The organism is Corynebacterium segmentosum (assembly GCF_900637825.1).
GTDB lineage: Bacteria > Actinomycetota > Actinomycetes > Mycobacteriales > Mycobacteriaceae > Corynebacterium > Corynebacterium accolens.
Genome location: NZ_LR134408.1, coordinates 461,231 through 485,498, shown reverse-complemented (window position 1 = coordinate 485,498; position 24,268 = coordinate 461,231). Strand labels below are relative to the sequence as shown.

Sequence of the window (24,268 nt, the reverse complement as noted above, 5' to 3'; positions counted from 1 at the left end):
GCCCCCATCCTAGACTGAAGGCATGAGCCAGCTGCACATCGTCTTTGATAATCCCGTCATTCCCACCAATACCGGCAATGCCATTCGCACCGCGGCGGTGACGGGCGCGAGCCTACACCTGATTGAGCCGCTGGGGTTTAACTTTGACGATAAGCACCTAAAGCGCGCCGGGCTGGACTATCACGACCTGGCGGATGTGCAGATTCATAAGGATTTCGACGCGTGCATGGAGGCGCTGCCCGGCGCGCGCGTTTTTGCCTTTACCACGCACACGGATAAGTGGTTTACGGAGGTCGACTACCAAGACGGCGACGTGCTGCTCTTTGGCACGGAGCCGACCGGCCTGCCGGATGAGCACGTCAACCATCCGCGCATCACCGAGCAGGTGCGCATTCCGATGGTCCCGGCCAGGCGCTCGATGAACCTCTCCAACTCCGCATCAACCGCGGTCTTTGAGGCCTGGCGCCAGCTGGGTTTTAAGGGAGCGGTGTAAGTTCTGTCAGGTCGCGGGAGCGCAGGCGGTTAAGCAGCGCGTGGGCATCGGCAAGCGCGAGGTTGCGCGCCGCCATCTTCACGGGCCCCTGCACGAGGTCAAGCTCCACCGTGGCTAGGCCAAATAGCTGTGAAATCGGGCCGCGGCGCAGGGTGAGCTCCTGGATGTGGCGCAGCTCGATGGCCTGGACGCGGCGGTTGAAGCGGCCGGCGCGCACGATGACGTAGTCGCCGGCCAGCGCGACGGTTTGCTGCCGGTAATCGATGGGCGAGACCCATTTGGCGCGCGCGGGCGAGGCGTAGGTCGGGGCGGCATCGGCGGGCAGGAATTGCCGGGCTTGCTCGCGCTTGCCGACGGGCACGATCCGCGTCGATCCCGATCCCTCGCCGCTCGCCGTGCCACCGTAGCCGGCGACCAACACGCGCGTTTCGTACCAGTCGAAGGGCCGCCACAAGAACGGCTGGGTGACCTGGACGGCGTGGATGCGCTCGAGGCGGATGTTTTGGCGGCGGCGATCGGCAAGGCCGTAGGTGATATTGAGCACGCCATCATCAAGGGTGGCGGTATAGCGCCACGAGGAGTCAATCACGTTCCAGGCGCGCGGGACGGTGGCCACAAGGATGGGCAGCGTGATGGTCAGGGACATCGGCGTGACCACGAGGAATAAGAGGGCTGTAATGAGAATAATCGTGGATACATGCAAAGCGGCCGCGGCCAGGGAACGCGCGATGGGGATTTCGGGGATAAGGACATTGTCTTCTTCTTCAGCCGGCCGTTCTTCAGCCGGCCGCTCTCGTGGCTCGCCGTGGACGCGGGAGAGGATTTCGGCGCGCAGGGCCTCGGCATCGCGCTTTGTCAGGAAGGCGATTTCGATGGCGGACGACTGCCCGCCGGCCGTTTCCACGCGCACGGCCGCGAGCCGGAAGAGACGGGCGATAACGGGCTCGACAACGTCTACAGCCTGCGTGCGGTCATAGCGTGCCGTGCGCTGCTGCTTCGAAATTACCCCGCGGCGCAAGGTGAGTTCCTCCTCGCCCAGCTGGTATCCCATCTGGCGCCACCACACGCCGGAGACGAGCCAGACCACCGCGCACACTGCGATGAACCCGGCCAGCGCGAGGCCAATATCGCGCAGGTCTGCCGCGCTGTGTTCGCCGGTAACGAAGGCAAAGATTCCGCGCAGCGCCTCCATATTGACGTTTAAGGCAAAAGCCGCGATGACGGCCAGGATGACCGACCACAGCCGCAGCAGCGGGGTCATGCGGTGGACGCGGTGGTACCTCATAGCCCGCTCATCCGTTCGCGGGCGTGGTGGGTGAGGCGGGTGCGGAGGGCATCGGCAAGCGGGGCTTCCAAACCCTTCACCGTGGCGTCCGTGGTTGCGGAGGCGGTGTGCAGCTGCAGCTCCTTGAGCCCGAAGGCGCGCTCGAGGGGGCCGGCGGTCACGTCCACGAACTGGATGCGGCCGTAGGGCACGACGGTAAAAGTATGCCAGAGCTTGCCGCGGGTAATGAGCAGCTCATCGTCGGTTTCGCACCAGCCCAGCCGGCGCACTTGTGCCGGGATGAGCCACAGCAGCCAGAAAAAGAGGACAACAAAAAGCCCCGCCGCCCAGTAGAACCACGGGGTCCACCAGTACCCGGCCGCTGTGGCCGCCGCGGCGAAGATGCTCGTCCAGCCCAGGTGGCGGATGTAGCGCACCTTCACCAAGCGCGGCGAAACGGGGTTCATTTCTTCGCTCATAATCATTGACAGTAGCAATGAACCCCACACCCTTGCGCAACTTATCGTTCCTCGATATTATCGAATTGCGACAACATCGAAAGTCGATAAGGAATCGACGGAAAGGATTGCCATGACCACCCCACACCCCACCCCCAAGGCTGAGCGCCGCGAAATTAATGCGGCAGCCGGTCTCGCCCTCCTCACCATCATCATCCTCGGCCCCACCTACCTGCGCGACCTTGCCACCGGACGCTTTTCCACCGCGCTGAGTGCGGCCGTCCCGGAAGGCCTAAGCAAGCACAACCTCGACGGCGGGCCATTCTGGATGCTCACTGCGGGGCTCGTCGTCAAGATTGCAGGAATCTTGGTTATCGCGTTCTTTGCCTACCGCTTGGTGAAACCAATGCTTCGTGGGCAGGTTTTCAATACGAAAAATACCCGCTTCCTTAATGGAATGACCTTTGGGATTTTCGTCTGGTTTATCGGACGCTTCCCACTCGAAGGCATGGGCAATAACTGGGCTTCCTCACAGCTTGGAATCGATTGGTGGGCCAGCCAGGGTGGAACGTCGCTTGGCGAGCTAGCCTTGCCCTACCTCTTTGCCTGCGTCCTGCAACTCTTCTCGGCCGCCATCAAACGCGGCTGCAGGCTGGAAGAGGAGGTCGACGGTCTTGTCTGAGGCACAGGATCCCCAGGTGATCTGCCACCTCGACCGGATAATGGAGGAGCGCGGTATTACCGGAGCGGCGCTCGCCAAGGAGGTGGGCATCACCCCAGTTAACCTCTCCGTTCTAAAGAATAATCGCGCCAAGGCCGTGCGCTTTAGCACCCTAGCGGCACTGTGCACGGCATTGGAGTGCCAGCCGGGAGATATCTTCGCTGTGGAGTAAAACCACGCCAAGTTGTTGGGATTTATACAATGCGGTGGTTTATGTCCCCCAAAGAAAAAGCCTTCTTCGCCCATTTGTACTGCGCGCCGAGCGGGGACATATCGCGCGCAGCGGAGGCAACTAGCGGAAATCGCGGGAGCCGCGCGAGAGGAAATCGCCAAAATCCAGCGGCTCGAGCTTGTCTGCAACCACGCTTACCGCGCCGGTGGCATTTTGCACGATGCCGCGGATGATAAGGGCGCGGGCGGTGCGGGCGAGCACCTTCTGGCGGGACCACAGCCCGGGCGAGACCATCACATTCATCAGGCCGGTTTCGTCCTCCACGCCCAAAAAGGTCAGGCCGGAGGCGGTGCGCGGGCGCTGGCGGTGCGTAATGATGCCGGCGATGCGCACGCGGGTGCCATCGGGGACGTGGGGAAGGTGGGAGGAAGGCAGGACATCGCCAAGCGCGGCCCTGACTAACTCCATAGGCTGCTTATCGTGGGTGACGCCGGTGGCGGCGACATCGGTAGCCATCAGCTCGAAGGCCGACATGCCGGGCAGGTGCGGCGAGGCGAGCGCGGACGTGCCAGGCAACATGCCCTCGCGCTCGGTGGCGGCGACGCCAGCCTGCCAAAGCGCTTGGCGGCGTTCCAACCCCAAGCACTCCAGCGCCCCCGCCGTGGCCAGCGCCTCCACCTGCTCCACGCTGAGATCCGCGCGGCGCGACAGATCGGAGACGCTGCTAAAGGGCGCGGCGGCCTCCACGCGCTCGGCGGCCTTATCCCCCAGACCCTTGATGAGGTTGAGGCCCAACCGGATTTCGCCGGTGGGCAGCGCCCTGGCCTGCGCGCCGGAGTCGTTGATGCTCACTGGCAGCACGCGCACGCCGTGGCGCCGGGCGTCCTGAATGAGCGACTGCGGCGAATAAAAGCCCATGGGCTGCGCGCGCAGCAAGCCCACGCAGAACTCCGCTGGGTAGTGGTGCTTGAACCACGCGGAAAAATACACCAGCGAGGCGAAGGACTGCGAGTGCGATTCCGGGAAACCGTAGGCGGCAAAGGCGGTGATCTTGGCCCAGAGCTTCTCCGCGACCTCACCGTCGATGCCGTTGGTGGCGCGCAGGCCCTCGAAAAAGCGGCTGCGCAGCGCGGCCATCTTGGTGGGCGAGCGCTTCGAGCCCATGGCGCGGCGCAGGTCATCGGCCTCGGCGCCGGTAAAACCGGCGGCATCCACCGCAATCTGCATCAGCTGCTCTTGAAAAAGCGGGATGCCCAAGGTCTTGCCCAGCGATTTCTCCAGCACCGGGTGGTCATAGGTCACGGGCTCGAGACCATCGCGCCGGCGCAGGTAGGGGTGCACGGAACCGCCTTGGATGGGGCCGGGGCGGATGAGCGCGACCTCCACCACGAGGTCGAAGAAGCAGCGCGGTTTGAGCCGCGGCAGCGTGGCCAGCTGCGCGCGGGACTCCACCTGGAAGACGCCGACGGCATCGGCGCGGCAGAGCATGTCATAGACCGCGGGCTCGGCCAGGTCGAGCTCCCACAGGCGCACCTCGCGGCCGGTGGTGGCGCGCACGGCATCGATCATGTGGTGCAGCGCCTCCAGCATGCCGAGACCCAGCAGGTCGAATTTCACCAGCCCGGCGGCGGCGCAATCGTCCTTATCCCACTGCAGCACGGAGCGGTTTTCCATGCGGGCCCATTCCATCGGCACCACGTCCGCAATCGGCCGGTCACATAAGACCATGCCGCCGGAGTGGATGCCGAGGTGGCGCGGCTGGTCGAGGAATTGCTCGGCGAGTAAGGAGACATCGGCAGGCGGCTCGGCTATGCCCTTCGACCACGCATCGGCCGAACCCTGCGGGTAGCCCAGCGCGCGGGCGGCGTCGCGGGTAGCCCCCTTGCGGCGGTAGGTAATGACGTTGGCTACCTGCGCGGCGCGGTCGCGACCGTGGGTGCGGTAGACGTACTGGATGACCTCCTCGCGCCGGCCGGATTCGATGTCGATATCGATATCGGGCGGGCCATCGCGTTCCGGAGACAGGAAGCGCTCGAAGAGCAGCTGCGCGGAAATGGGCTCGGCGTTGGTAATGCCCAGCGCAAAACAGACGGCGGAATTGGCTGCCGAGCCGCGCCCCTGGCACAGGATATTTTCCTGGCGGCAAAAATCCACCAGGTCGCAGACGATGAGGAAGTAGCCCGGAAAGCCCAGCTGCTTGATGATGCCCAGCTCGTGCCGCATCTGCTTTTTCGCCCTGGCCTGTATTTCGGGCGGGCGCGAGGCGTAGCGCTTTTTACCGCGCCGCCACACCTCGTGCTCGAGCCAGCTCATCTCGGTATGCCCCTCTGGGACGACAAAGTCCGGCAGGTTGGGCGCAAGTGTACCCCAGGTAAAGGAGCACTCGCGGGCAAGGCGGACGGTTTCGGCGATAAGCTCGGGCCGGCCTGGGAGCAACTGGGCCATCTGCTCGCCGGAGCGCATCCAGCCTGCGCCCATCGGGTGGGCATCCGGTGCGGCTTCCTCTAAGGATTGGCGGTGCGCCAAAGCGCGTTTGGCGGCGGCGAGCCGTACCTGGTCGCGCGTTGCTGCCGCAGGTCGAGCGGTTGCGATGGCGCGGAGATTATTGTACTTATCCAGGAAACTGTGGTGATCCGCATCTTCGGGAGACATTGTGCACGCATATTCGAGAACTGTGCTGTCTATTTTTATTCTTTCGAGAACGTGATCGATTTTTTGTATAGCCTCCCACCCCAGCAGGAAAAAGCACTCTTCCTCCAGCTCGCGCGCCACGGCGTCTAGGGGCGGGTACGCGACACTCCCCTTCTCCCCGGCATCCATCCGCGCGCGGGCAATAAGGCGCGAGAGGCGGCGATAGCCTTCCGGCGTGCGCGCGAGCACGGTCACTGGGGCCTCCGTGAGGGAAAGCTCCGCACCATACATGGCCGGAAGGCCCGCCTTAGCTGCGGCTTCCGCGAATTTCATCAGGCCGTAGAAGCCATCCCGATCCACGACGGCCAGCCCCTCGAGGCCAAGCTCTAAGGCGCGGGCGACCAGCTCTTCCGGCTCGGCGGCACCGTCGAGAAAGCTATAGGAGCTTACCGCGTGCAGCTCCGCAAAGGGCACGGCGGAGTGCCCACGCTGGACAGACTCATCGCCGCCACCGAGGTGATGTACGGCGACGGGCGCGGCAGTGTCCTTGCCGGATAGTATCCTTTCTAAACGCGACCACGGTAGCGCCTTTCCACCATTAAATTTCACCCTTCACAGGGTAATATCGAATCGGTGTTCTATACAACCCGGCGCAATGAGACGCGTTCAATAGACAAAGCGGTTCGCTTATTGCTAGATTGCTAAACGGTCAATTTATTTCAACTCCTACATGTAAGGGGACCTCATGCAGATTCGTCGCGCAGCGGCCGCTACCGCCGCCGTTACCGTCGCCGCCACCAGCCTCGTGGCCTGCTCCTCCGACGCAGATGATGACAAGACCATCACCGTTGGCACCACCGATGATGCAAAGCAGGCCTGGGTTGCCTTTGAGCAAGAAGCCAAGGACGCCGGCTACGACATCGACATCAAGTCCTTCTCGGATTACAACACCCCGAACCAGGCCCTAAACCAGGGCGAGCTGGATACCAATAACTTCCAGCACCTGAAGTTCCTGGCTGAGTACAACCACGGCAACGGCACCAACCTGGTGCCCATCGTCGCCACCGAAATCGTGCCGCTGGCGCTGTTCTGGAAGGGCCACGACTCCCTCGACGGCATCGAGGGCGAAGAAGTTGCCATCCCGAATGACTCCACCAACCAGGGCCGCGCCATCAACGTGCTGGTCCAGGCTGGCCTTATCACCTTGAAGAAGGACGGGCTTATCACCCCGACCCCGCTGGACATCGATGAGAAGAAGTCCAAGGTCAAGGTCGTGCCGGTCGATGCAGCCCAGACCCCATCCGCGCACGGCGAGGGCACCCCGGCGATTATCAATAACTCCTTCCTGGAGCGCGCCGGCATCGACCCGGCCACCGCCGTCTTCCAGGATGACCCGAACTCCGAGGAGGCAGAGCCTTATATCAACGTCTTCGCCGTTCGCGAGGAAGACGCCGATAACGAGGACATCAAGAAGCTCGCCGAGCTCTGGCACTCCGATGCGGTACAAAAGGGCGTCGACGAGGACTCCGCAGGTACCTCCGTCGAGGTCGAGCGCACCCCGGAAGAACTCCAGGAAATCCTGGACAAGCTCGAAGCAGATTTGGACTAATCACCCTTGCCTTCTACCCCGCCGGTTTTCACCCCGGCGGGGTTTGGCACTTCCTCACTAAGGACGCAACCCGTGGCAGATTCCACCCAGAACGGCACTCGCATTGAGTTCCGCAATATCACCAAGGTCTTCCAGCAGAAAAAGGCCAAGGTCAAAGCTCTTGACGATGTCTCCTTGACCGTCGATTCCGGCGAAATCATCGGCATCATCGGCTACTCCGGCGCCGGCAAATCCACCCTGGTCCGCATGATCAACGGCCTGGATACGCCCACGTCCGGTGAGTTGCTACTCGATGGCCAAAATATCGTCGGCATGTCCGAAAAGAAGCTGCGCGGCATCCGCCGCAATATCGGCATGATCTTCCAGCAGTTTAACCTCATGAACTCCCGCACTGCGGCGGGCAATATTGAGTACCCGCTGCAGCTGCAGGGCATCGGCAAGCGCGAGCGCCAACAGCGCGTGCAGGAGCTGCTGGATTTCGTTGGCCTGGGAGATAAGGGGAAAAGCTACCCGGAGCAGCTTTCCGGCGGCCAGAAGCAGCGCGTGGGCATCGCGCGCGCCCTGGCCACGAATCCGTCGCTGCTGCTTGCCGACGAAGCCACGTCCGCCCTCGACCCCACCACCACGCAGGAAGTCCTCGACCTGCTGCGCCGGGTGAATAAGGAACTCGGCATCACCATCGTGGTTATCACCCACGAAATGGAGGTCGTGCGCTCCATCGCGGATAAGGTTGCGGTGATGGAAAATGGCCACGTTGTGGAACAAGGCAGCGTCTACCAGGTCTTTTCCAATCCCCAGACCGCCGTGGCCGCCAAGTTCGTCGCCACCTCGCTGCGCAATGAGCCCGACGTGGTGGAAACCGATGACCTGCTCGCCCACGAAGGCCGCCTGTTTACCATCAACCTGACCGAGGAATCCGGCTTTTTCGGCGCCGCGGCCAAGCTGAAGGATGCGGGCGTATCCATCGCCGTCGTCCACGGCGGCATTACCACCTTGCAGCAGCACTCCTTTGGCAAGCTCACCGTGCGCCTAAGCGGCAACGACGCCGCCATCGAAGAGTTCTACCGCGCCCTATCTGCCACCACTCAAATTGAGGAGATTGAACGATGAACGTCAACTATCTCGCTGCCGCCGACTGGGACCGCTTGGGCGGATCGCTTGTCGATGCCATCGTCGACACCCTCATCATGGTCTCGACCACCCTCGTCGTCGCCGGCATTCTGGGCCTGGGGCTCGGCATCTTGCTCTACACCGCCCGCCCGGGCGGCATCCTGCAAAATAAGGCCGTCTACCTGGTGGTCAACCTGCTGGTGAATTTCGTTCGCCCCATCCCGTTTATTATTTTGCTGGCGTTTGCGCAGCCGCTCACCGTCGCCGTGATGGGCGGATCCATCGGCCGCGAACCGGCCACCTTCGTGATGGTCATCGCCGCCACGTTCTCCGTGGCGCGCGTGGTGGAACAAAACCTCGTGGCCATCGACCCCGGCGTTATCGAGGCCGCCCGCGCCATGGGTGCTTCACCGTGGAAGATCATTACCTCCGTGATTATCCCGGAGGCCCTCGGCCCGCTGATTCTGGGCTATACCTTCCTGTTTATCGCCATCGTGGATATGTCCGCCATGGCCGGCTACGTCGGCGGCGGCGGACTGGGTGACTTCGCCATCGTCTACGGCTACCGCGCCTTCGAGTGGGAAGTCACGGTCGTGGCCACGCTTATCATCATCGTGCTGGTGCAGGCCGCGCAGTTCTTTGGCAACTGGCTCTCCTCCAAGGTTATGCGCCGCTAATAAGCTCCACGCCCGTGGCCACAAGCGCCTTGCCGGTCTTGGGTGCGTCGCCGCAGGAAGAAACCACTCCTTCCACGGCGCGCTGCTCGAGCGTCACGCTCCACCGCCGGCCATCGGCATGCGTGACCACGGGGCCCTGCTTTTCGTCTTCTGCGTGGAGCTGACCGTAGTAGAGGTCCTCGGAGGCATCGATAAGCTCGCGCGCTACCGCCAACTCCGCCACCTGGCCGCGCGGGCCGAAGATGCCGCGCCCGCGATTGACCGGGTAGAAATACTTTCCTTGCGCCGCCGCCGCAATCATCTGCGCGGCGGCTTCTTTATTCATCCGGCCAAAGGAATAGGCCCACGGCATGAGCATGACCGAGGGCGCGAAGCGGTGCCCCTTCGTGTGCGAGGTCTCCCACACCATATCCGGGTAATCCTCCACCAGCTCCGCGGCGAGCGGCCGGCCCTTCACGGCGCAGCACTTATCGCGCTTAGCGTGGGTGCACACCAAAACCAGCGGCGTATCGAGGGATCCTCCCCCGTTGCGACCCGGCGCGGTGAGATCCAAATCCAGGATCTTTTCCGGTCCGGTCAAAAGGACCAATTCCATCACGCCCTGCTCGGCCCACACCAGGTAGCACCGGTGCATGGTGCCGATTTGGCGGCCATCGCGGCCGGGGCGGCGAATCAATTGCAGCCCGGCCTGGCCCTTGAGCTTCTTCTTCAGCTGGGCCGTGAGCTCCGGGCCAAAAGTATCGCCATCAAGCACATCGCGCGACCAGCCGCCGGGCCACTCAAAGAGGACAAATACGGACTCTTTTTTCGCCGTGCCGGGCAGCGGTTCCACCTGGTAATCTGAACAGAAATCGGTCATGTATCTTAGCCTATCCCGTCTGCAACTCAGCTCACATATTTGGCAACAATTCGGTCAAGATCTGCCCCCAACGCTAGGCAGCAATTACTGGAAATTATACTCTAGTGGTCATGTATAAAGCCCGCCTCTCGCTCCTGCTTGCCGCCGCAGCCTTCCTCACCGGCTGCAGCACCGAATCAGCGGATGACACCACCATGGCGGCCTCTGTGGGAAACTCGCACATCAACCCGCTGGGTGAGGCGGATATGAGCATGAAAACGCTGCGCCCCGAGGCCCCTTCGCAGCTCGTGGTGACCAAGGTGCGCGTGGGCCAGCACGATGGTTTTGAGCGCGCCGTCTTCGAGCTCGAGGGCGAGGGTTCCCCAGGCTGGTTCGTGGATTACGCCGATAACCCCAAGCAGCAAGGCTCCGGCCAACCCATTAACTATGCCGGTGATACCACGCTCAATGTCAATATCGATGGCGTGGTCTATCCGTTTGAGGCGGGCATCGACGAGCCGCGCATTGGCATCGTCGAGGCACCTGCCGGCGGCGTTATTACCCAAGTGGTCAACGGCCGCACCTACGAGGGCCGCAGCCAGTTTGTCATCGGCATGAACCAGCGCAAGCCTTATTCCGTGCAGGTGCTAGAAAATCCCACGCGCCTCGTGGTAGATATTCGCTCCTAATACGTCGCTTCCACGCGCCAGCGCCCCTCTGCCCACACCAAGAGCCAGGCGCGCTGGCGCTGTTCCCGCTCAGCCTGGCCCACAATTTGTAGCCGCGCCGCGTGCTGTGGCTTTTCGGTCCACCACTGCGTATCCACCGGCCACGGGCCAGCCCAGCCGATAACGCGGTAGCGGTGCGCGCCCCACCCGAGTCCCACAGGCACAGAGGATAGGAGGGCCTCGGCGGTGACGATGACGTCCCGGGCGACGGCATCGATAAGCCGAATGCGCGCGGCCGGGTGGTTCGGCCCGCCGCCTAGGCGGGCGGGAAGCGGCGCGGGAATCCTGCCCGGCCAGCTGCCTTGCGGTGTGGCATCGCGCTGCTCCCCATAGGGCACGTACTCGATGCGCTCGGCCACCCCACGGCCACCGGCGGCCCGCGGCTGCAAGACGCGGTCTATGCCCAGCTGCGATTGCACGCGCGAAATCACCCGCTTGACCTGTTCCTGTGAGGCATCCCCGCCCCAGAGGCCATCGGCCTGCGGCTTGGCCACCTCCACCGGCTCGAGCACCAGCCGCACGATCGCGGCGCCGTCCTTGCCGCTCGAGCGCGCCGCTATAAGCCACCCATCCAGCTGCCAGCGCACCCGGTCCGCGGTCGCTTGCTCCGTCAACGCCTCGTGCGTGCGCCATACCCGGGCCACGGTTTCACCAGTGGCCAGCTCCGCCACCACGCGCAGGCGCACGCACACCACTTCCGCCTCCGCCAACCGCACGTGCAACTGCGCGGCCAATTGCCTGGCCACGAATGCCGCCGCATCCACGCGCTCGATGGATTGCTCGCTGCTCACGGACAGATCGGGCCTCGCCATTTCCGGGGACACCCGCCGGTCCGCCCGCGCGTGCGCCACCTCGTGCGCGCGTTTGCCCTGCTGCCCAAACCGGGTAACCACCTGCTTAAATGGCAGCGCCGCCACATCACCTAACCGACGCACGCCCAATTTCTGCAGCTGGGCCACAAATTCCGCAGAAAACCCCAGCGCAGCCTCCTCGGCTAAGACGCCCACGGGCTGGGCGGTCAAGAAATCCCGGGACCCGCCCTCCGGCACCACCGCGCCTACCCCGCGATGTCGGGCCGCGATGATGGCCGTGGCGATCTCGTCTGCCACGCCGAGGGTGGAATCAAAACCGGCGTGCGCGGTGGCATCGGCAAGCATCTCCAGCGCCTCCGGCCCGTGATAGCGCAGCGCCGCCCCCGCGTCCACGATGGCCAGGCCGGGCCGCAGCACCTCCACGGACGAGGCCACGGCGTCCAAGCCTGCCGCAATCTCCGCGAAGGCCGCGCCGTCCCTATCCGGGTTCGCCTCCACCACCTTTACCTCAGGGCAAATCGCCTGGGCCTGGCGCAGGCGCATCCCGCGCCGAATGCCGGCCCGGCGCGCCGCGCTATCGCAGACCAGCACCGCATGATTGCGCGCAACCAGCACCGGCCCTGCCTGCGCGACCGCCTGGATGGGCCAATCCGGAAACCACACCGCGGCCACCCTCATACGGCCTCCAACCTGCGGGCTTCGCCCATGGTGAGGCTCCCGCGCGCCGTGCCCTTTTTCGAGTCCACCGCAAGATCGATATCCACGCCGCGGATGCGCCCGCTGCCCTTGCCGATGCCCCGATACGTACTCACCTCCGCCCCAATGCGCACCGCGGTGCCCGGCAGCCGCGCGCCCACGGTCAGCACCGCAGCCTGCCCGCCGCGGATCTTCGCCCACACCGGCCGCGCCTTGGCCGGGCTCAGCTCGCCGGGCGGGCCATGGTGGACGATAAGGTCCATGCCCTCTGCCAGCACACTGGTTACCGCCCATGACTCCAGGCCCGGATCGGGGACGGTGACCACGTTGTTAAGCTGCCCCATTTCGGAAACTTGTGCGAGAGAAAGATCCGGCCACCCCACTATCCCCACATGGCCCCCGCGGGCCGTAAGATGGCAGATAAGCTCCACCACGAGCGCGGGACACTCCGCACACGAGACCACCTTCCGCCGAGCGAGCCCACCTGCGGGAAGTAGCCGCGCCAGCTGGGGAACGGTATCTACCAGCTCGTCTTCATCCTCCTGCTCCATCGCCTGCATGCGGGCGCGCAGCACCGCAACGCGGTCGGACCTCTCCAGCCCCGCTACCGCTTTTTCCAGGCGAACGTTCGTTTGACTCACCCACACAGTATGAACCCTCAACCGGACACATGCAACTGTATGTTCGAATGGTAGTCTTAAGCGCATGAACCTGAACGAGGCCTACGGTGCTATGCGCGAGAATCCAACCCCCATCCCCACCCCGCCGTGGGTGCGCCTCGGATCCTCCATCCTGCTCGGCGCCACCGTCGCGCTGCTGACCACCCGCACCCATTTCTTCGCCACCCTATCTGGGGCCGCGGTCTGCCTCGTGGCGGCCTTCGTCTTGGTCTTTGCCCACCCCTACCGCCGCGAGATGCGCTTCTACACCGACCGGCACGATGCCGATCTCATCCCCACCATCGCGCAGCTAGTACCGCTGATGATTTTATGGCTCCTTATTATGCTCGCGCCCATCCTCGGCCTGCCCGCGTGGGGCTCGGCGCTGGTGTGGGTTGCGGTCTCAGGTATAAGTTTTATCGCCTTCCCCCACGTGGATGGCACGCGCCGACTGGCCTTTGTCTAATCCATGCGACACTGCGGGGACTTATCCACAGGATTTCCCCTGGTTTTCACGCTACGGATCCGGGTTATCCACAAATTGCGCCTTTGCGGTTGCCCTAGCGATTGAGCGCGGGCTACTACCGCCCTAGCGTAGGCGGCATGAACGCACTCGAGACCTACCTCACCGCCCTCGCGCCCGGCATGGATATCATCGCCGCGTGCCGCGGGCTCTCTGGGTCTGAGCTTATGGAGCGCGGCGCGCCCGATGCCATCGCCGCCGACCTGCTCCTTCTATGCGAAAGCTACTACGGCCACACCGCCTTTAGCCGGATGCAGCGCCGCGCCATTGCCGATGCCCGCGCCAACTCCCACCCCATTGCCCTCCTCGCCGGCATCGAGCGCGTGGTCAACCGCGCGCCCAGCAAGAAGCAGGCGTGGGAGCTGCGCGCGGAGTGCTGTGCGATGTCCGCGGAGATGAGCGCCATTATCAAACACGCCCGGCGCCGGGTGCGCGAGATGAAAAAGTCCACGGTCAGCCCCGGCGTGCGCACCTACCGGCGCCCCAATGACTACTGGACGCTCGCCATTACTGGTACCTCCCGCTTCATTGCGGATCTGCAGGGCGCGATTACAGCCGCCGATAAAAAGCCGCTGCAGGCGGTGGAAGATATCTTCTTCGGCGCCGGCAGCGCCGCGCGCTCCACGGTGGTCACCAACGCCATCGTGCCGCTGGAGAAATTCATTCGCCTCCGCGACGGCCACGGCGACGACGTGCAACTCGATCTCACCAACGGTGCGACCATGTCCGGTACCGAGTACCTGCGCCGCGTGCTTAACGATGCCGGCTATTCCGCCCCCGGCCCCAGCGGCAACGGCAGCGGTGATGGCGAAACGGGCTATGTCACCCTCGTGCATCCTGTAGAAGGGCCGGTCAACCTCTACCGCACGGCGCGCGTGGCCACCGATAAGCAGAGGATGATGGCGGCCGCGGAAAATCCGCGCTGCGCCTGGCCCGGATGCAATCAACCGGCCGATTTATCCCAGGTCCACCACCTCACGGCCTGGAGCCGCGGCGGGGAGACCAATATGAACAACCTCGTCGTGTGCTGTGCTTACCACAACGGCATCAACGACGACGATCCCAATGCCCCGCCTCGGCGCGGGCGGCTAGAAAGGGTGGGCGGTCGCATCGTCTGGCGGCCACCCGTAACACCCCGCAACTAGCCGCAGGTATGCGAAAAGGCGCTCAAGTACTGAGCGCCTTATACGCATGCCGTTTTGTGGGTTTTACTCCCACTCGATGGTTCCCGGTGGCTTGGAGGTGCAATCCAAGACCACGCGGTTGACGTCCTTAACCTCGTTGGTGATGCGGGTGGAGATCTTCTCTAGCACGTCATACGGCAAGCGGGTCCAGTCCGCGGTCATGGCGTCCTCGGAAGATACCGGGCGCAGCACGATGGGGTGGCCGTAGGTGCGGCCATCGCCTTGGACGCCGACGGAGCGGACATCGGCAAGCAGCACGACCGGGCACTGCCAAATCTGCTCGTCCAATCCGGCATTGGTCAGCTCGGTGCGGGCAATCAGATCCGCCTGGCGCAGGGTCTCGAGGCGGTCCTCGGTGACCTCGCCGATGATGCGGATGCCCAGGCCCGGGCCCGGGAAGGGCTGGCGGCCGACGATCTCTTCCGGCAGGCCCAACTCGCGGCCTACCGCGCGCACCTCGTCCTTAAAGAGCAGGCGCAGCGGCTCGACGAGCTCGAACTCGACGTCATCCGGGAGGCCGCCGACGTTGTGGTGCGACTTAATATTGGCGGTGCCGTCGCCGCCGCCGGATTCAACGACGTCCGGGTACAAGGTGCCCTGGACGAGGTAATCGACGGTGGAGCCGGCGGGGGCATCGGCAAGCACGCCGGCTACGGCGCGTTCAAAGGAGCGAATGAACTCCGCCCCGATAGCCTTGCGCTTAGCCTCTGGATCGCTCACACCTGCCAGCTTGGCTAGGAAGGCAGAACGCTCATCCGCGGTGACTAGCTTGGCGCCGGTAGAAGCGACGAAGTCGGTTTCGACCTGCTCGCGCTCGCCCGCGCGCAGCAGGCCGTGGTCGACGAAGACGCAGGTCAGGCGATCGCCAATGGCGCGCTGCACCAAGGCTGCAGCGACCGCAGAGTCCACGCCACCAGACAGGCCGCAAATAGCGCGGCCTTCCTTGCCTACTTGGGTGCGGATATCCGCGATGAGCTGCTCGGCGATATTATCGGCGGTCCAGTTCTGCTCCAGACCGGCGATCTCCGTGAGGAAGCGGGTGAGCACTTCTTGGCCGTGGGGCGAGTGCAGCACCTCTGGGTGGTACTGCACGCCGGCCATCTGCTTGGCCGGGCACTCCATCGCGGCGACTGGGGCGCCGGCGGAGGTTGCGGTTACGTCGAAGCCCTCGGGGGCGGCGGAGACGGCGTCGCCGTGGGACATCCATACCTTGTGCGTGGGCTCGAGGCCCTCGTGCAGGATGCCGCCCTTGACGTCGATATCGGTGCGGCCGTATTCACGCTCACCGGTAGAAGATACGGTACCGCCGAGGATGTGGTTCATGGCCTGGAAGCCGTAGCAAATGCCGAAGACTGGTACGCCGAGCTCCAGCAGCTCAGGCTTGAGCGCTGGGGCGCCGTCGGCATAGACGGACGACGGGCCGCCGGACAAAATAAGCGCGGCGGGGTCTTTGGCTTTGATTTCCTCGATAGAGGCGGAGTTGGAAACAACCTCGGAGTAGATTTTGGCCTCGCGCACGCGACGGGCAATGAGCTGCGCGTACTGAGCGCCAAAGTCCACGACGAGGACTGGGCGCGGGGTAGTATTTGGCTTAGTCACGCCCCATAGTCTAACCCATCGGCCCCGCGGCCCAGGAAGCGCTTGCCCCTGCGGGGCTTTGCGGCGGCTTTCGCGCCGTGGTGGCGCGGGCCGCGCAAGCGAATCGGGGTGCGCGAGGGCCCATGGACGCAAGTAACACAGGGTGCGCCAGGAAGCCGTGGGCGCGGCGGCGCCGGGCGCAGCGATTCGGCGCGCGGTGGGACTCGGGGCGCAGCAGCGCGAGCCCGCACCGTGCGAGGCGCGCCGCGCGCTACTTAGTAGCGAACCGCGAGCTCGACCTTCTGGAACGACTTCAAGTCGGTGTACCCACACTTTGCGAGGGCACGCCGCAGCGCACCCACGAGGTTGGTGCGGCCGAATGGTTCGCTGGATGGGCCGTGCAGCACGGTTTCCAGGCTCGGCGCAGCCACGGGCGCAGCATCGCCTGCGGTGAGGAAATCCACATCGAGGTCGGTATCGACGCCGGCGAACTGCGCGTATCCGCGCGGGAACCGAGGATGGCCTGCGGTAGCCGGCCAGTACCATCCCCTACCGCCTGCCTCTCGGGCCTGGGCAAGAAGGGGGCCGAGCGCGACGCTATCGGCGCCGCAGGCGAAGGCCTTGGCGATGGTCCCGGAGTTATCGAACTCCGCATCCGCAATGATGTGCACGTAGCGGCCTTCGGTCTCGTCGAGGTAGTCGCGGCGGGCGGCGGCGGCATCGGCAATGGCGGTGGCCATGGCGGTATCGATGCCGACGGTTTCCGCGTTGGTCGTCACGCCCGCGCCCACGATGACGCCGGCCGCCCCGGTGCGCATCAGGTGCAGCGCCGTGGTGTAGTCGGCCACGCCACCGGCGATGACGGGTACTTCGAGCGAGCCGATAAATTCCTTCAGGTTCAGCGGCTCGCCGCCGGTGGCGACGTGTTCCGCGGACAGCAGCGTGCCCTGGATGAACAGTAACTCGGCCCCAGCCGCGATGGCCTTGGGCGCCATCTCGCGGGCGTTTTGGGGCGAAACGCGCACGGCGACGGTCACACCGGACTCGCGCACTTGGGCAATGCGGGAGGCAAGGAGGGCATCGTCAAGCGGGGCGGCGTGCAGCTCCTGAATGGTGGAATTATCGCCCGGCTGGGAATAGATGCGCGCCAAGGCACCCTCGAGGTCCTCGTGGCGGCCCCACAGGCCTTCGGCGTTGATGACACCGAGCCCGCCCTGCTTGCCCATCTCGATGACAAACTCGGGCGTGGCGAGCGCATCGGTGGGGTGCGAAACGAAGGGGGTATCGAAGGTATAGGCATCGATATTCCAGGTGGTATCCACGTCCTTGGACGAGCGCGTGCGGCGCTGGGGGACGATGGAGACCTGGTCTAAATCAAAGGTGCGGCGGGCCTCGCGGCCGATGCCGATTTCGGCGTATTCACGCATGTTTGTCCTAGCGGTAGTTCGGGGCTTCGGCGATTTGCTGCAGGTGGTGCGGGTGGGATTCCTTCAGTCCCGCGGCGGTGATCTGGACAAATCGCTTGGTCTTGAGCTCATCTAGGGTGGCCGAGCCGGTGTAGCCCATGGCCGCGCGCAGGCCGCCGATGATTTGGTGCACGATGGCATCGATCTCACCGCGGAAGGGCACGCGACCCTCCACGCCTTCTGGCACCAGCTTGTCCTCGCTGCGTACGTCGGCCTGGAAGTAGCGGTCCTTGGAGTAGGAGCGCTTTTCGCCGGAGAGCCCGCGGCCCTGCATAGCGCCCATGGAGCCCATGCCGCGGTAGCGCTTGTACTGCTTGCCCTGGTAGACCACGATGTCACCGGGCGCCTCAGTGGTGCCGGCAAACATGGAGCCCAGCATGACGGTATCGGCACCGGCGGCCAACGCCTTGGCGATGTCACCGGAGTACTGCATGCCGCCATCGCCGATGACCGGCACGCCCGCGGGGGCGGCGACGGCTGCGGCCTCCATCAGCGCGGTGATTTGCGGCGCACCGACGCCGGCGACGACGCGGGTGGTGCAGATGGAGCCCGGGCCGATGCCGACCTTGATGGCGTCCGCGCCGGCGTCGATCATCGCCTGGGCGGCCTCGCGGGTGGCGAGGTTGCCGCCAATGACATCGACCTTGTCGCCGAAGTCCTTCTTCACGCGGGAAACCATCTCGAGCACGCGGTTATTGTGGGCGTGGGCGGAATCGACGACAAGGGCATCAACGCCGGCATCGACAAGCGCGGCGGCGCGCTGATAGGACTCCTCGCCGGTACCAATGCCCGCGGCAACCAACAGACGGCCGGAAGCATCCTTGGAGGCGTTGGGGTACTGCTCGGATTTGACGAAGTCCTTGACGGTGATAAGGCCAATGAGCTTGTTATTTGCATCAACAATCGGCAGCTTTTCTACCTTATTGGCCGACAGCAGCTCTAGGGCCTCGTCCTTGGACACGCCCTCGCGCGCGACGACGAGCGGCATCGCGGTCATGACATCGCTGACCTTGCGATCAAAGTCCGGCTCGAAACGCATATCGCGGTTGGTGCAAATGCCCAGCAGGGTGCCGTCCTTATCCACGACCGGCAGGCCGGAAATGCGGAAGCGGGCGCACAGGGCGTCGACCTCGCCAATGGTCATCTCGGGGCGGGCGGTGACCGGGTCCGTGACCATGCCGGACTCGGAGCGTTTGACGATTTCTACCTGCTCAGCTTGCGCTTCCGCAGAAAGGTTGCGGTGCAGCACGCCGATGCCGCCCTGGCGCGCCATGGCGATGGCCATGCGGGCCTCGGTCACGGTATCCATCGCTGCGGATGCCAGCGGCACGCCTAGGCGAATATTGCGGGTAAATTGCGCGCCGGTATCGACCTCGGAGGGCACGATATTGGACTCGGCGGGCAAAAGAAGCACGTCATCAAAGGTCAAGCCGCGCAGGGCTACCTTGTTCGGGTCATCTCCACCAGTGTGAATAGGGTAATCGCTCATCGAGGTATCTCCTTAAACAGGTTCAGCGGCTACCCCAACTGTAGTGCGTGCCCGGCCAATGACACCATTCAGGCTAGGGGTTAATTGCCTTAAGCGGGCAAGTTCAATAGGCTCGCAGGCGTGAACTTCTTCGCCAATATGCCCCGCGATCCTTTTGCAGACGATCCGAATGACCCCGCCTCCTTCTTGGAGGAGGACGAGCAGGTCATGCCGCTTTCCGATGAAGACCGCCTCGCCCTCATCCACGATCTCGCCCTGGTAGAGAAATTCGCAAGTGTGCTCGGCCCGCGCGGGATCGATGGCATCTTCTTCCTGTGTGAAGACTGCCAGGAAAACCACTTCTACGAGTGGGACATTATGGCCGCCAATATGCGCGCCACGCTGGCAGGCGAGCTTGCCCCAGTGCACGAGCCTGGAGCAGAGCCGGACCCGCGCCGCTACGTGCCGTGGGACTACGCGCTGGGTTACTTGGACGGCTTGGAAAACCGCTAGGGCTTTAGTGCGAGGGCTTTAGCCCTGCCCTCGTTACTCGAAGCCTGTTACTCGGAGCCTGGCCCCAACTGAATGGTTGTGGTGGGGCTTTCTTCGGGCTCGCGCGTCTCAGGCTGCGAGTTCTCCGGTGCTTGCTCCGTTACCACCACGGTTGAGGTCTGGTACTGCGTTTCCGTCACGGTCTTCGGCGCCGGTTCGGGCTTGTCCTGCGGCTGCTGGCCCGGCACGGTCTCGGTGGCGGTTTCCGTCACGGTCGTGTGCTTCGGACGGGCAGAGCGCTTCTTTTCGGCCTCTTCCTTGGCGGCGATGGCGTTTTCTTCCTTGCCTTCAGCCTCTTCGAGCTTGGCGCGGGCTTCCTTCATGAGTTCGCGCGCGCCTTCGATATCTCCCTCTGCCGCGCGGGATTCCATCTCATCTAAGGTCCCGGCCAGCTCCACGTTGCGGGTTTCATCTGGGTGATCAAAGGCGCCGGAATTAACCATGACCCCGCCCGCACCGGCGAGGATCACAGTGGCGGCGGCCGCGCCGATAAGCCCATGCATCACGGGGCGATTGCGCCGGCGAGACCGCACCTTATTGAGGCTTACGACTTCCGGTTCTTCCTCTACCCCATCCACGCGCGGGGCTGGCGGCATCTGCTTATCGATGTCCCCCTTCAGCCCCAACAGCAGCCCAGCGAGCTCATCGCTGCCATTGGAGGGATCTTTACCCTGCGACAGCTCGGTGAGGAATGCATCATCATCTACCAAGGGCTGGAGCTGCTCCGTCAGGTCATCGTTATTCTTTTTAGAATGCTTGGAGGCCATGATGGTTTCTGTCCCTCCTTCCTTTCTTAAGGTGTACGCGTGCGACTAGAGCGGGGGTTGTGGCTTTAGCCCTCGGTAGCTAGTTGTTGCCCAAGAGCCTTTCGCAATTGTGCGAGAGCTCGGTGCTGTGCGACGCGAACCGCACCCGGGGTAGACCCCACGATATCGGCGGTTTCTTCTGCCGAAAGACCAACGAACACGCGCAAAATAACGATGTTTTTGCCTTGTCACTTAAGGTATCGAGCAAGGCGCGCATTCTGTTACTACCGTCATTTTCCAGCGCCCATTCCTCGGGAGTCGCCTCGTTCGCGGTGCTTTCTGGAAGCTCTTCGGTGGGTGTAGAGCGGTCGCGGCCCATGGCGCGGTGGGCATCGGTGACCTTATTAAAAGCGATGCCGTAGACATAAGCCATAAACGGCCGGCCCTTGTCTTCATAGGAATCGATAGAGGTGGCGACGGCGAGGCAGATTTCTTGGGTCACGTCTTCCGCGGTGGGCTGGCGCCCGCCACCGATGCGCGCGCGGCAATAACGCAGCACCTGCGGATGAATAATTTGCAGGATAGATTGCAGTGCGCGGCGGCTACCACCAGCGGCCAGCGGGACGAGTTCCGCTAGCTCTTTATCCTTATCGCTCACGAGTGCACCCTCTGCAGACTATTAAATCGATATTCAACCATATTTCCTCTGGGGTAGGGAGTGCAAAGGGACTATTGCGTTGCACACCTCCGCCTCGGCACTGCCCTTGCTTGGCGATGCCCCAGCAAAGAAACCCCCACCAAGAAACCCGCGCCCAGCGGTTGTACCCGCATTGAAGGCGGGTTTATGCCCCCTGCACAATAGAAAGAGGAAAATTCATAATTCGTTAACCTTAGTCATTATTGCAGGTAAATGGGCGCTAACGAGTCCCATAAATAGATACAATACCTAGAAGTTAAATACTAGTAACCCTTTGTTTACCAAGACGCGACACACTACAAATCGTTGCGGTTCGCGGATGACTCTCCACCGGCCGCCAGCGTAAGAATTCTCGTCCTGTTATAAGGAGCTTAAGAAACGTGTCTCAGTCCAAGTCTCTTCTCGGACCTACTGCAGATGTTTGGGATTGGCAGTTGCAAGGTGCGTGCCGCGGTGAAAACTTGGACGTGTTTTACCATCCAGACGGAGAGCGTGGCCGCGCCCGCGCCCAGCGCGAAAACCGCGCCAAGGCCATTTGCAATTCCTGCCCGGTTATCGAGCTCTGCCGCGAGCACGCCCTGCGTTCGGCAGAACCGTATGGCGTCTGGGGTGGCATGAGCGAGTCTGAGCGCGTGGTGGCGCTGCGCAAGCGCCGCCGCGCAACGGTCAACGCTTAAGCCAAAACTAAAGTTGGCGCACAAAGTCCACACACCTCGCTCGCGGCGGGCGGGAGTGCGGGGTTCCGGATTAGCCCTGCGTAGCAAGCGCCTGCTGCAAATAACGCCCCGTGAGGGACTCCTTCGAGCCCGCTAAGTCCTGGGGTCTTCCGCTAAAAACGAGGCAACCTCCGGCTGAGGAGGAACCCTAAGCTTGGCGCCTTTTGTGAGCTAGCCTCTCTCGTGCTGCCGCTGGCGGCTAAAAAAGCCTACCGTGGCATCGCACGGGTTATGTGGTTCCCGCGTGCTTTACATATAAGCCAGAAGCCCGCCGCAGCCTCCCCAACAAGGCGGGGAAGACGCGGCGGGCTCTGGGCTATATGCAGCGCAGGAATTAGTGGTGGTGATGGCCGTGGCCGTGACCAGCCTCAGCGTTATCTTCTTCCTGCGGCTTTTCCACAACGGATGCCTCGGTGGTAAGAACCATGCGGGCAACGGAGGTGGCATTGACCACTGCGGAGTGGGTGACCTTCACGGGATCGATGATGCCGTTATCGATGAGGTTTCCGTACTCCAGGGAGTTGGCATTAAAGCCTTCGCCGTTGGCCATCTCGGATACGCGGGAGACGATGACAGAGCCATCAAGACCTGCGTTTTCTGCGATCCAGAATGCCGGGCGGGTCAGAGCGCGGGCGACGGCGAGCACGCCGACCTTAGCCTCGCCCTCAAAGTCCTGGGCAAAGGACTCAAGCTCCTTGGAGATCTGTACCAGCACGGAACCGCCGCCGGCGATGACGCCTTCTTCCACGGCCGCGCGGGCGGCGTTGATGGCGTCCTCGACGCGCAGCTTGCGCTCGTTGACCTCGGTCTCGGTAGCGGCACCGACGCGGATAACGGCGACGCCGCCGGAGAGCTTGGCCAAGCGCTCCTCGAGCTTTTCCTTATCCCAGGTGGAATCGGTGCGGGCGATTTCGCCGCGGATCTGTTCACGGCGATCATCGAGGGCTGCGGCGCTGCCGCCGCCATCGACAAGCACGGTGTCTTCCTTGGTGATGGTCACGCGGCGTGCGGAACCCAGTACCTCAAGGCCGACCTCGTTCAGGTTGACGCCCACCTCAGGGTCCACCACGGTGGCGCCGGTAACCACGGCCAAGTCATCCATGAAGCCCTTGCGGCGCTCGCCAAAGTACGGTGCCTTCACGGCGGCGACCTTCAGGACCTTGCGGATGGAGTTGACCACGAGCGCCTGCAGCGGCTCGCCTTCAACGTCTTCCGCGATGATGAGGGTCGGACGGTTGGTTTCCGCGATCTTTTCCAATAGCGGCAAGAAGTCCGGCAGGGAAGAAATCTTGTTGCGGACGAGCAAAATGGCGGCATCGTCAAGCACGGCGTGGTTGGTCTCTTCCTCCGTAGCGAAGTACGGGGAAAGGTAGCCCTTGTCAAAGGAAATACCTTCGGTGACATCCACGGTGGAGTCCATGGTCTGGGACTCTTCGACGGTGACCACACCATCCTTGCCCACCTTTTCCATGGCGCCGGCGACCATCTCGCCGACCTCCGGATCGCGGGAGGACACGGTGGCTACCTGCGCAATTTCAGAGGCGGAATTGACCGGGGTGGCGCGTGCCTTGAGCTCTTCGACAGCCTTTTCCGCCGCCGCGGAGATGCCACGGTTAAGCTCTACCGGATTAGCGCCGGCTGCAACGTTGCGCAGGCCCTCAAAAATGAGCGCCTGGGCCAGCAAGGTAGCGGTGGTGGTGCCATCGCCGGCGATGTCGTTGGTCTTGACCGCAACGGACTTGACCAGCTGGGCGCCGAGGTTCTCGAAGGGCTCCTCGACGTCGATATCGCGGGCGATGGTAACGCCGTCGTTGGTGACGGTCGGGCCGCCGAAGGCCTTGGACAGCACGACGTTGCGGCCGCGGGGGCCGAGGGTGACCTTGACGGCATCAGCCAGCGTATCGACGCCGCGCTGAATTCCCTCGCGGGCTTCTTGGTCGAATGCAATAAGCTTTGCCATAAGTATTTCCTACTTCTCGATGATGGCGAGGATGTCGCGCTGGCTCAGCAACAGGTACTCTTCACCGTCGTACTTGAGCTCGGTGCCGCCGTAGCGGGAGAAGACAACGGTGTCGCCTTCCTTAACGTCCATTGGGATGCGGTCATCTTCGTCTTCCCAACGGCCCGGGCCGACGGCAATAACGGTAGCTTCCTGCGGCTTTTCCTTTGCGGAATCCGGGATAACCAGGCCGGATGCGGTGGTGGATTCTGCTTCTACGATCTGTACGAGGACGCGGTCCTCAAGCGGCTTAATAGTTGCCATGATGTTTCCTCCGTATTGTTCGTTTGCGCGCTCGATGGCGCGCGCGTGCCGGTTGTGGATGTCCAGCACAGCCGTCGTCGCAGGTGAACAACTGTGGGTCAAACAACCTGATTAGCACTCTACCCTCGTGACTGCTAACCCTCAACAACGACGCGACCCCCGCAGCGGGGCCACACTAATGCGCCGTGTAGGTCAAAGACGGTGAAT

The 24,268-nt window shown here is 63.4% G+C and carries 23 protein-coding genes and 1 pseudogene; 11 read left to right on the top strand and 13 right to left on the bottom strand.

The features are described from left to right. Nucleotides 1-22: 22 nt before the first annotated feature. Nucleotides 23-493, top strand: coding sequence for a tRNA (cytidine(34)-2'-O)-methyltransferase (locus tag EL217_RS02440; RefSeq protein ID WP_126318369.1), 471 nt, complete (start codon nucleotides 23-25; stop codon nucleotides 491-493). On the opposite strand, the gene EL217_RS02435 is transcribed toward EL217_RS02440, so the two are convergent. Both EL217_RS02435 and EL217_RS02430 read right to left on the bottom strand, forming a co-directional pair. Continuing rightward, entirely contained in the window at nucleotides 477-1,778 is a 1,302-nt protein-coding gene (locus tag EL217_RS02435) for a PH domain-containing protein (RefSeq protein ID WP_126318368.1), read from the bottom strand. The genes EL217_RS02440 and EL217_RS02435 overlap by 17 nt on opposite strands. Beyond that, nucleotides 1,775-2,236 (bottom strand): PH domain-containing protein, encoded by a 462-nt coding sequence (locus EL217_RS02430; RefSeq protein ID WP_126318366.1) that lies wholly within the window; start codon nucleotides 2,234-2,236, stop codon nucleotides 1,775-1,777. Before EL217_RS02430 ends, EL217_RS02435 begins: the two co-directional genes overlap by 4 nt. Before the next feature lie 112 nt (nucleotides 2,237-2,348). Between EL217_RS02430 and EL217_RS02425 the strand changes: the two genes are divergently transcribed. Both EL217_RS02425 and EL217_RS02420 read left to right on the top strand, forming a co-directional pair. Next, nucleotides 2,349-2,897, top strand: coding sequence for a hypothetical protein (locus EL217_RS02425; RefSeq protein WP_172596701.1), 549 nt, complete (start codon nucleotides 2,349-2,351; stop codon nucleotides 2,895-2,897). A gap of 40 nt (nucleotides 2,898-2,937) precedes the next feature. Then, nucleotides 2,938-3,108, top strand: a complete 171-nt coding sequence (locus EL217_RS02420; RefSeq protein WP_126320012.1) for a helix-turn-helix domain-containing protein — start codon at nucleotides 2,938-2,940, stop codon at nucleotides 3,106-3,108. A gap of 120 nt (nucleotides 3,109-3,228) precedes the next feature. On the opposite strand, the gene EL217_RS02415 is transcribed toward EL217_RS02420, so the two are convergent. Next, entirely contained in the window at nucleotides 3,229-6,348 is a 3,120-nt protein-coding gene (locus EL217_RS02415; RefSeq protein WP_126318361.1) for an error-prone DNA polymerase, read from the bottom strand. 136 nt (nucleotides 6,349-6,484) lie between these two features. Between EL217_RS02415 and EL217_RS02410 the strand changes: the two genes are divergently transcribed. From EL217_RS02410 to EL217_RS02400, 3 genes are all read left to right on the top strand, one after another. Beyond that, on the top strand, nucleotides 6,485-7,348 hold the full coding sequence (locus EL217_RS02410) for a MetQ/NlpA family ABC transporter substrate-binding protein (RefSeq protein WP_023016795.1): 864 nt from the start codon (nucleotides 6,485-6,487) through the stop codon (nucleotides 7,346-7,348). Between the two features lie 72 nt (nucleotides 7,349-7,420). Continuing rightward, a complete protein-coding gene (locus EL217_RS02405; protein WP_126318359.1) occupies nucleotides 7,421-8,458 on the top strand; it encodes a methionine ABC transporter ATP-binding protein in 1,038 nt (345 codons plus the stop codon). After that, a complete protein-coding gene (locus EL217_RS02400) occupies nucleotides 8,455-9,135 on the top strand; it encodes a methionine ABC transporter permease (RefSeq protein WP_005277229.1) in 681 nt (226 codons plus the stop codon). The genes EL217_RS02405 and EL217_RS02400 overlap by 4 nt, the downstream gene beginning before the upstream one ends. Here the strand turns inward: EL217_RS02400 and EL217_RS02395 are convergent. Continuing rightward, on the bottom strand, nucleotides 9,122-9,994 hold the full coding sequence (locus EL217_RS02395) for a sucrase ferredoxin (RefSeq protein WP_126318356.1): 873 nt from the start codon (nucleotides 9,992-9,994) through the stop codon (nucleotides 9,122-9,124). The genes EL217_RS02400 and EL217_RS02395 overlap by 14 nt on opposite strands. A 110-nt stretch (nucleotides 9,995-10,104) precedes the next feature. Here EL217_RS02395 and EL217_RS02390 point away from each other — a divergent pair, with 110 nt between their 5' ends. Beyond that, the gene (locus EL217_RS02390) at nucleotides 10,105-10,662 is read left to right on the top strand and encodes an AMIN-like domain-containing (lipo)protein (protein ID WP_126318354.1); all 558 of its coding nucleotides are present in this window, start codon (nucleotides 10,105-10,107) and stop codon (nucleotides 10,660-10,662) included. Here EL217_RS02390 and EL217_RS02385 read toward each other — a convergent pair. Together EL217_RS02385 and EL217_RS02380 are read right to left on the bottom strand one after the other, a co-directional pair. Then, entirely contained in the window at nucleotides 10,659-12,191 is a 1,533-nt protein-coding gene (locus EL217_RS02385) for a DNA polymerase Y family protein (protein ID WP_126318352.1), read from the bottom strand. The two genes, EL217_RS02390 and EL217_RS02385, sit on opposite strands and share 4 nt — an antisense overlap. Beyond that, entirely contained in the window at nucleotides 12,188-12,856 is a 669-nt protein-coding gene (locus EL217_RS02380; protein WP_126318350.1) for a hypothetical protein, read from the bottom strand. Before EL217_RS02380 ends, EL217_RS02385 begins: the two co-directional genes overlap by 4 nt. A 58-nt stretch (nucleotides 12,857-12,914) precedes the next feature. Between EL217_RS02380 and EL217_RS02375 the strand changes: the two genes are divergently transcribed. Both EL217_RS02375 and EL217_RS02370 read left to right on the top strand, forming a co-directional pair. Then, nucleotides 12,915-13,334 carry a hypothetical protein gene (locus EL217_RS02375; RefSeq protein ID WP_126318348.1) on the top strand — a complete coding sequence of 140 codons (420 nt, stop codon included), beginning with the start codon at nucleotides 12,915-12,917 and terminating at the stop codon, nucleotides 13,332-13,334. A 137-nt stretch (nucleotides 13,335-13,471) separates the two neighbouring features. Then, complete coding sequence (locus EL217_RS02370) at nucleotides 13,472-14,536, top strand: HNH endonuclease signature motif containing protein (protein WP_126318346.1); 1,065 nt, start codon at nucleotides 13,472-13,474, stop codon at nucleotides 14,534-14,536. 63 nt (nucleotides 14,537-14,599) lie between these two features. Here the strand turns inward: EL217_RS02370 and guaA are convergent, their stop codons facing one another. The 3 genes from guaA to guaB form a co-directional block, all read right to left on the bottom strand. After that, entirely contained in the window at nucleotides 14,600-16,174 is a 1,575-nt protein-coding gene (gene guaA, locus EL217_RS02365; RefSeq protein ID WP_023016787.1) for a glutamine-hydrolyzing GMP synthase, read from the bottom strand. Between the two features lie 254 nt (nucleotides 16,175-16,428). Further along, nucleotides 16,429-17,580 (bottom strand): GuaB3 family IMP dehydrogenase-related protein, encoded by a 1,152-nt coding sequence (locus tag EL217_RS02360; protein WP_005277202.1) that lies wholly within the window; start codon nucleotides 17,578-17,580, stop codon nucleotides 16,429-16,431. A 7-nt stretch (nucleotides 17,581-17,587) separates the two neighbouring features. Then, complete coding sequence (guaB, locus tag EL217_RS02355; protein ID WP_023016786.1) at nucleotides 17,588-19,108, bottom strand: IMP dehydrogenase; 1,521 nt, start codon at nucleotides 19,106-19,108, stop codon at nucleotides 17,588-17,590. Nucleotides 19,109-19,228: 120 nt separating this feature from the next. Here guaB and EL217_RS02350 point away from each other — a divergent pair, with 120 nt between their 5' ends. Beyond that, nucleotides 19,229-19,600 (top strand): DUF5319 domain-containing protein, encoded by a 372-nt coding sequence (locus EL217_RS02350; protein WP_023028325.1) that lies wholly within the window; start codon nucleotides 19,229-19,231, stop codon nucleotides 19,598-19,600. A gap of 47 nt (nucleotides 19,601-19,647) precedes the next feature. Here the strand turns inward: EL217_RS02350 and EL217_RS02345 are convergent, their stop codons facing one another. Then, entirely contained in the window at nucleotides 19,648-20,406 is a 759-nt protein-coding gene (locus tag EL217_RS02345) for a hypothetical protein (RefSeq protein WP_023028324.1), read from the bottom strand. 65 nt (nucleotides 20,407-20,471) lie between these two features. Further along, a pseudogene (locus tag EL217_RS02340) lies at nucleotides 20,472-21,043 on the bottom strand (sigma-70 family RNA polymerase sigma factor). A 419-nt stretch (nucleotides 21,044-21,462) separates the two neighbouring features. Here EL217_RS02340 and EL217_RS02335 point away from each other — a divergent pair. Further along, complete coding sequence (locus EL217_RS02335; protein ID WP_126318344.1) at nucleotides 21,463-21,759, top strand: WhiB family transcriptional regulator; 297 nt, start codon at nucleotides 21,463-21,465, stop codon at nucleotides 21,757-21,759. 373 nt (nucleotides 21,760-22,132) lie between these two features. Here EL217_RS02335 and groL read toward each other — a convergent pair whose 3' ends face one another. Both groL and groES read right to left on the bottom strand, forming a co-directional pair. After that, nucleotides 22,133-23,758: a chaperonin GroEL gene (gene groL / locus EL217_RS02330; protein WP_023028322.1), complete on the bottom strand. Its 1,626-nt coding sequence runs from the start codon at nucleotides 23,756-23,758 to the stop codon at nucleotides 22,133-22,135. Nucleotides 23,759-23,767: 9 nt separating this feature from the next. Further along, entirely contained in the window at nucleotides 23,768-24,061 is a 294-nt protein-coding gene (gene groES, locus EL217_RS02325) for a co-chaperone GroES (protein WP_023028321.1), read from the bottom strand. Nucleotides 24,062-24,268 lie beyond the last annotated feature (207 nt).